This window comes from Noviherbaspirillum sp., from assembly GCF_036846085.1.
Classification (GTDB): Bacteria; Pseudomonadota; Gammaproteobacteria; order Burkholderiales; family Burkholderiaceae_D; genus Noviherbaspirillum.
On record NZ_DAIUCO010000249.1, the window covers coordinates 1 to 7,851 of the forward strand.

Sequence of the window (7,851 nt, forward strand, 5' to 3'; positions counted from 1 at the left end):
TGCCTACATTCACGTGCGGCTTGGTCCGCTCAAACTTGCCTTTTGCCATTTTAGATATCCTTCAAAAAGAACGAGTTATTAATTAAATGTTTTAGTGCGATATTCATCCTGCTGCTGCAGAGCGATAGCCCTGCTGCAGCATTCTTCTTACTTGCTCTTAGCAGTGACGATTGCGTCGGTGATGTTCTTCGGCGCTTCCGCGTAGTGCTTGAACTCCATTGTGTACGTCGCACGACCTTGCGTCAAAGAACGGAGTGTTGTGGAATAGCCGAACATTTCCGACAGCGGAACTTCAGCGCGGATTACCTTGCCACCACCGCCGGCCAAGTCGTCCATTCCCTGGATCATGCCGCGACGTGAAGACAAGTCGCCCATTACGTCGCCCATTTTCTCTTCCGGCATTTCCACTTCAACCGCCATCATCGGCTCAAGAATGACCGGGCTTGCTTTACGGCAGCCGTCCTTGAATGCCATCGATGCAGCCATGCGGAACGCGTTTTCATTCGAGTCAACGTCGTGATACGAACCGAAGAACAATGTCACCTTGACGTCGACAACCGGATAGCCGGCGAGGACACCACTAGCCAATGTTTCGCGCACACCCTTTTCAACGGCCGGGATATATTCGCGGGGAACGGTGCCGCCTTTGATGGCATCAACGAACTCAAAGCCTTTACCCGGCTCCTGCGGCTCGATCTTCAGTACCACGTGACCATACTGACCGCGACCACCGGACTGCTTGACGAACTTGCCTTCGATTTCTTCGCAAGTCTTGCGAATCGTTTCGCGATAGGCGACCTGGGGCTTGCCGACCGTTGCCTCGACATTGAATTCGCGGCGCATACGGTCAACGATAATTTCCAGGTGCAATTCGCCCATACCGGAAATAATTGTCTGCCCGGACTCTTCATCGGTCTTGACGCGGAATGACGGATCTTCCTGCGCCAGGCGGTTCAATGCCAGACCCATTTTTTCCTGGTCTTGCTTTGTCTTCGGCTCAACAGCCTGCGAGATCACCGGCTCCGGGAACACCATGCGTTCGAGCGTAATGATCGACGCCGGATCGCACAGCGTATCGCCGGTCGTCGCTTCTTTCAGGCCGACCGCAGCGGCGATGTCACCGGCGCGCACTTCTTTGATTTCTTCGCGCTGGTTGGCATGCATCTGCAGGATACGGCCGAGACGTTCCTTCTTGCCTTTGACCGGGTTGAACACTGTATCACCCGAATTCACGACACCGGAATACACGCGGAAGAAGATCAACTGTCCGACGAATGGGTCGGTCATGATCTTGAACGCGAGCGCGGAAAACTTTTCCGTATCTTCGGCTTTGCGTGTCACAGGCTCTTCGCTTTCACCGATTCCGGTAACAGGCGGAATGTCTGTCGGCGCAGGCAGGTATTCGATCACGCCGTCCAGCATGGCTTGAACGCCCTTGTTCTTGAACGCGGTGCCGCACATCATCGGAACGATTTCACCAGCGATCGTGCGTTGGCGAATTGCGCGCTTGATTTCCGCTTCTGTGAGCTCGCCCTCTTCGAGGTATTTGTTCATCAGCTCTTCGCTAGCTTCCGCAGCGGCTTCAACCATCTTCTCGCGCCATTCGTCGCAAGTCGCCTTCAGTTCGGCCGGGATATCGCGATAGTCGAACTTCATGCCCTGCGATGCATCATCCCAGTAAATTGCCTTCATCTTGACGAGATCGACCACGCCTTCGAAGTTTTCTTCGGCACCGATAGGTACCTGCATGGGAATGGGGTTGGCCTTCAGGCGGGTACGCATTTGTTCGTACACCTTGAAGAAGTTCGCACCGGTACGGTCCATCTTGTTCACAAACGCAAGTCGCGGCACGCCGTATTTGTTAGCCTGGCGCCACACTGTTTCCGATTGAGGCTGCACGCCGCCCACTGCGCAATACACCATGCACGCGCCATCAAGTACTCGCATCGAGCGCTCAACTTCGATCGTGAAATCGACGTGGCCCGGCGTATCGATGATGTTAATGTGATGCTCGGGGAAGTTGTTGGCCATGCCCTTCCAGAAGCAGGTTGTCGCGGCCGACGTGATCGTGATGCCGCGCTCTTGTTCCTGCTCCATCCAGTCCATGGTCGCAGCGCCGTCGTGCACTTCACCGATCTTGTGATTGACACCGGTGTAATACAGGATACGCTCGGTAGTGGTTGTCTTGCCAGCATCGATGTGAGCAGAGATACCGATATTGCGGTAACGCTCGATGGGGGTCTTGCGAGCCATATTTAATCCTAAGCTTGTCTCCGCACAGGCGGAGATTCAGGTTATTAATCCATATGGTAGAAAACCGAGCGCCGCTTTTTAAGAGATGCGCCCGGTTTTAACCAAATTACATTGCAAAGCCTTCAACGGTGCGAAGGCGGATTCCTACATGCTGCCGGACCGAGGCATGTGCGCATGGCACTCTGCTCGGCCTCGCCTTAGAATCGGAAGTGGGAGAAGGCTTTGTTGGCTTCTGCCATACGGTGCACTTCGTCACGCTTCTTCATCGCACCGCCGCGACCTTCAGCGGCTTCCATCAACTCTCCACCAAGACGCTGTGGCATCGACTTTTCGCTGCGCTTGTTCGCGGCTTCGCGCAACCAGCGCATCGACAACGCCATACGACGCACCGGCCGGACTTCTACTGGTACCTGATAGTTCGCACCGCCGACACGACGCGATTTCACTTCGACCATCGGCTTGCAATTGCTGATTGCAGCAGAGAATACTTCCAGTGGATCCTTGCCGCTTTTGGTTTGAATATGTTCGAACGCACCGTAGATGATGTTCTCGGCGACCGATTTTTTACCGGACAGCATCAGTACGTTAACGAATTTGGCAACATCAACATTGCCGAATTTTGGATCTGGCAGAATTTCCCGCTTCGGGACTTCACGACGACGTGGCATTTCGATTCCTTTCACTCTTCAGTTGAGCCGACGGCACAGAGTGTTTTGCCGACTGCTCGCGGATACCCATCATAAGCATCCACTTACTCGCCCCAATCGGGACGACCTTTACTCCACGCGGCGCAAGCACCGGCGGAAACGTCAATTATTTCTTGGCTGCTTTCGCGCGCTTGGCACCATACTTCGAACGTGCCTGCTTACGGTCCTTCACGCCCTGGGTATCCAGCGCGCCGCGCACCATGTGGTAACGCACACCGGGCAAGTCCTTTACACGACCGCCGCGGATCAGCACAACACTGTGCTCCTGGAGGTTGTGGCCTTCGCCGCCGATATATGAAATCACTTCAAATCCGTTGGTCAGGCGCACTTTGGCGACTTTACGCAACGCGGAGTTTGGCTTTTTAGGCGTTGTTGTGTAAACACGGGTACAAACGCCGCGTTTCTGTGGGCTGTTTTCCAGCGCCGGCGATTTGCTCTTCACAACCGCGGAAACACGCGGACTGCGAATCAGTTGATTGATGGTTGGCATCGGTCTTTAATCCAACAAAAATAGTACGTTAATAAAAATACAGTCACGAAAACGATTGTTCGCGACCAAGGGTGGATCATGTTTTACGTCTACTACATGTGCTGCACTTACTGTACGGATCGATTTTGTCAAATGGGGAGGCAGCGTCGCTGGATGCGAAGTGAGACCAAAGAACGCTTAAGCCCGATGGAGCTTAAAATCGAGAACTCGCGAGTATATCCGCCATACTGATCTTAGTCAATCGCCGTTGCGCTTTTCCCGCTGACTTACATGGCGACTTGTGGTGCCATGGTCGATGTTGATTTTTTGCAATTTTCCTGCATTGGTTCGCTTCGATTCACCGTATGACCTTGATTCTTTAAACACAAACGGCGCCAAGTATTCGCTTGGCGCCGTTCAGTGGAAATGACGTTATTGCTTACGCTTCGCCACCGTCCTGTATGCCGCCGCCAGTCGCGTCGGTTGTAGCAGCTTCCATTTCTGCCGCACGGGCAGACTCTTCGGCTTGCAACAGTGCATTGCGTTCTTCAACTTCCCACGATTCCTTCTCTTTCCGGGCACGATGGTATGCGAGTCCGGTACCTGCTGGAATCAGTCGGCCAACGATCACGTTTTCCTTCAAACCGCGTAAACCGTCTTTCTTGCCCATGATTGCCGCTTCGGTCAATACACGGGTAGTTTCCTGGAAAGACGCTGCGGAAATGAATGAATCGGTCGACAGGGATGCCTTGGTAATTCCAAGCAACACGTTTTCGTATGTCGCCGGACGCTTGTCCTCTGCGATAACGCGATCATTCTCGTCCAGCAACTCGGAGCGCTCGACCTGCTCGCCCGGGATGTAGGACGTGTCGCCCGCATCGACTACCTGAACGCGTCGCAACATCTGGCGTACGATAACTTCGATGTGCTTGTCGTTGATCTTCACGCCCTGCAGACGGTACACGTCCTGGACTTCATCGACGATGTAACGCGCAAGCGCTTCGATACCAAGCAGGCGCAGGATGTCCTGCGGATCGGCTGGGCCGTCCACGATCATTTCGCCTTTGTTCACCACTTGACCGTCATGGACCAGCACTTGCTTATCCTTGGTGATCAGGAACTCGTGCTTGTTGCCGTCCATGTCGGTGATTTCGAGACGCTGCTTGCCCTTGGTTTCCTTGCCGAACGCAACCGTACCTGTGACTTCCGCGAGCATGCCGGCATCCTTCGGCGACCGGGCTTCGAACAGTTCAGCCACGCGCGGCAGACCGCCGGTAATGTCACGGGTTTTCTGCGACTCGGTCGGGATACGTGCGAGCACCTCGCCAACGGTGACTTGCTGACCGTCTTTTACCGTGATCAGCGCGCCGACCTGGAAGCCGATCGTCACCGCATGTTCGGTGCCGGCAATTTTCACTTCCTCGCCTTTTTCGTTCAGCAGCTTCACCTGCGGACGCAGCACTTTCGTGGCCGAGCCGCGGCGTTTTGCGTCGATTACCACCAAGGTGGACAGACCAGTAACTTCGTCGATCTGCTTGGCCACGGTCGAGCCTTCTTCGACGTTCTCGAACTTCACCGTACCGGTGTATTCGGTAATGATCGGACGGGTCAGCGGATCCCACGTAGCCAATGCCGTGCCTGCACGAATCGCCAAGCCATCCTTGACGAGCAGCGTGGCGCCGTAAGGCACCTTGTGACGCTCGCGCTCGCGGCCGTGGTCGTCGGTGATCAGCACTTCGCCTGACCGGGAGATGACGATCTGTTCGGCCTTGCCATTGGTGACGTAACGCATGGTTGCTGTAAATCGCACTGTACCGTTCGACTTTGCTTCAACACTGGACGCAACTGCAGCACGGGACGCCGCACCACCGATGTGGAAGGTACGCATAGTCAGCTGCGTGCCTGGTTCACCGATGGACTGCGCGGCAATAACGCCAACTGCCTCACCGGAATTGACCAGCGTTCCACGACCAAGATCGCGGCCGTAACACTTGGCGCACAGACCGTAACGCGTATCACACGTCAGCGGCGTACGTACCTTCACCTCGTCGATGCCCAGACGCTCGATTTCCTCAACTCCGTCTTCGTCCAGCAGCGTGCCGGCCTCGAACAGCGTCGATTGATCTTCCGGGTTCACGACGTCGTTGGCAGCAACACGGCCAAGGATACGGTCGCGCAGCGCTTCAATGACCTCACCGCCCTCGACCAACGCCTTCATGGATGCACCGTTCGCCGTGCCGCAATCGTCTTCGGTGACAACCAGATCCTGGGTCACGTCGACCAGGCGGCGTGTCAGGTAACCGGAGTTCGCCGTCTTCAACGCCGTGTCAGCCAGACCTTTACGGGCACCGTGTGTCGAGATGAAGTACTGCAACACGTTCAGGCCTTCACGGAAGTTCGCGGTAATCGGCGTTTCGATGATGGAGCCGTCCGGCTTCGCCATCAGGCCGCGCATACCGGCGAGCTGGCGAATCTGCGCAGCGGAACCACGCGCGCCGGAGTCGGCCATCATGTAGATCGCATTGAAGGATTCCTGCGTGCCCTTGGTACCGTCGCGCTTGGTGACTTCCTCGACCTTCAACTGCTCCATCATGGCCTTGCCGACTTCGTCACCTGCCTTGCCCCAGATATCGACCACCTTGTTGTAGCGCTCGCCGGAAGTCACCAGGCCGGATGCATACTGCTGTTCGATCTGTTTCACTTCCTGCTCGGCCTGGGCGATCAGGGTTGCCTTCTGCGGCGGTACCAGCATGTCGTCAACGCAGATCGAGATACCGGCGCGCGTCGCGAGGCGGAATCCGGACTGCATCAACTGGTCGGCGAACACTACGGTGGCGCGCAGACCGCATTTGCGGAAAGAGGTGTTGATCAGCTTCGAGATTTCCTTCTTCTTCAACGCGCGATTAAGCACGGTGAATGGCAGGCCCTTGGGCAGAATCTCGGACAGGATCGCTCGGCCGACGGTCGTTTCGTAGCGCTTGATTGTCTTTACGAACTCGCCGGTTTCAGGATTGCGCGGATACTCGGTGATCCGTACGGTGATACGGGTCGTTAGCTCCACTTCCTTGTTGTCGTATGCGCGAATCACTTCCGACACGTCGGGGAACATCATGCCTTCGTTCTTGCCGTTGATCTTCTCGCGGGTGGCGTAGTACAGACCGAGCACGATATCCTGAGACGGTACGATCGACGGTTCGCCGTTCGACGGGAACAGGATGTTGTTGGACGCCAGCATCAGTGTACGGGCTTCCATCTGCGCTTCGATCGACAGCGGAACGTGAACAGCCATCTGGTCGCCGTCAAAGTCGGCGTTGAACGCGGCGCAAACCAGCGGATGCAGCTGGATCGCCTTGCCCTCGATGAGGACCGGCTCGAACGCCTGGATGCCGAGACGGTGCAGCGTCGGTGCACGGTTCAGCATGACCGGATGCTCGCGGATCACTTCTTCGAGAATATCCCAAACGACCGGTTCCTGGATTTCGACCAGCTTCTTTGCCGCTTTGATCGTGGTTGCCAGGCCCATCAGTTCCAGCTTGTTGAAGATGAACGGCTTGAACAGTTCCAGCGCCATCAATTTCGGCAGGCCGCACTGGTGCAGCTTTAGCTGCGGACCAACCACGATGACCGAACGGCCGGAGTAGTCGACGCGCTTGCCCAGCAGGTTCTGACGGAAACGACCACCCTTACCCTTGATCATCTCAGCCAGCGATTTCAACGGTCGTTTGTTTGCGCCGGTCATCGCCTTGCCGCGACGGCCGTTATCCAGCAACGAATCTACCGCTTCCTGCAGCATCCGCTTTTCATTGCGGGTGATGATCTCCGGTGCGCGCAGCTCCATCAAGCGCTTCAGGCGGTTGTTACGGTTGATGACGCGGCGATACAAATCGTTCAGGTCCGAGGTCGCGAAACGACCGCCATCCAGCGGCACCAATGGGCGCAATTCCGGCGGCAGCACCGGCAGCACTTCCATGATCATCCAGTCCGGTTTGATGCCGGAACGCTGGAATGCCTCAAGCACTTTCAGGCGCTTCGCATATTTCTTGATCTTGGCTTCGGACTTCGAGTCCTTCAATTCCTGGCGCAACATTTCGACGTCACGGTCGATATCGATCGAGCGCAACAACTCACGGATGCCCTCTGCACCCATGAATGCGGTGAAGTCGTCGCCGTATTCTTCATACTTTGCCGCGTAGTCGTCTTCCGACATGATCTGGCACTTCTTCAGCGGTGTCATGCCGGGGTCGGTCACGACATAGGCTTCGAAATACAGCACGCGTTCGATATCGCGCAGCGTCATGTCGAGCACCATGCCCAGACGCGACGGCAGCGACTTCAGGAACCAGATGTGCGCAGTCGGCGATGCCAGTTCGATATGGCCCATGCGCTCGCGGCGCACCTTGGCCAGCGTCACTTCGACGCCGC

At 56.1% G+C, this 7,851-nt stretch carries 4 protein-coding genes; all 4 read right to left on the minus strand.

Going from position 1 to position 7,851, the window contains the following annotated elements; genetic code table 11:
- Nucleotides 1–147: 147 nt before the first annotated feature.
- Entirely contained in the window at nt 148–2,253 is a 2,106-nt protein-coding gene (fusA, locus tag V7080_RS21305) for an elongation factor G (protein ID WP_334190399.1), read from the minus strand.
- Nucleotides 2,254–2,450: 197 nt separating this feature from the next.
- On the minus strand, nt 2,451–2,921 hold the full coding sequence (gene rpsG / locus V7080_RS21310) for a 30S ribosomal protein S7 (protein WP_334190400.1): 471 nt from the start codon (nt 2,919–2,921) through the stop codon (nt 2,451–2,453).
- A 145-nt stretch (nt 2,922–3,066) separates the two neighbouring features.
- The gene (gene rpsL, locus V7080_RS21315) at nt 3,067–3,450 is read right to left on the minus strand and encodes a 30S ribosomal protein S12 (protein WP_334190401.1); all 384 of its coding nucleotides are present in this window, start codon (nt 3,448–3,450) and stop codon (nt 3,067–3,069) included.
- A 418-nt stretch (nt 3,451–3,868) separates the two neighbouring features.
- Nucleotides 3,869–7,851: DNA-directed RNA polymerase subunit beta' (gene rpoC / locus V7080_RS21320; protein WP_334190402.1), on the minus strand; the 3,983-nt coding region annotated here is incomplete at its 5' end.

Bases quoted from the DNA above. Each gene is read 5' to 3' on its own strand.
- rpsL (WP_334190401.1), bottom strand. From the start codon at position 3,450: ATGCCAACCATCAATCAACTGATTCGCAGTCCGCGTGTTTCCGCGGTT.
- fusA (WP_334190399.1), bottom strand. From the start codon at position 2,253: ATGGCTCGCAAGACCCCCATCGAGCGTTACCGCAATATCGGTATCTCT.
- rpsG (WP_334190400.1), bottom strand. From the start codon at position 2,921: ATGCCACGTCGTCGTGAAGTCCCGAAGCGGGAAATTCTGCCAGATCCA.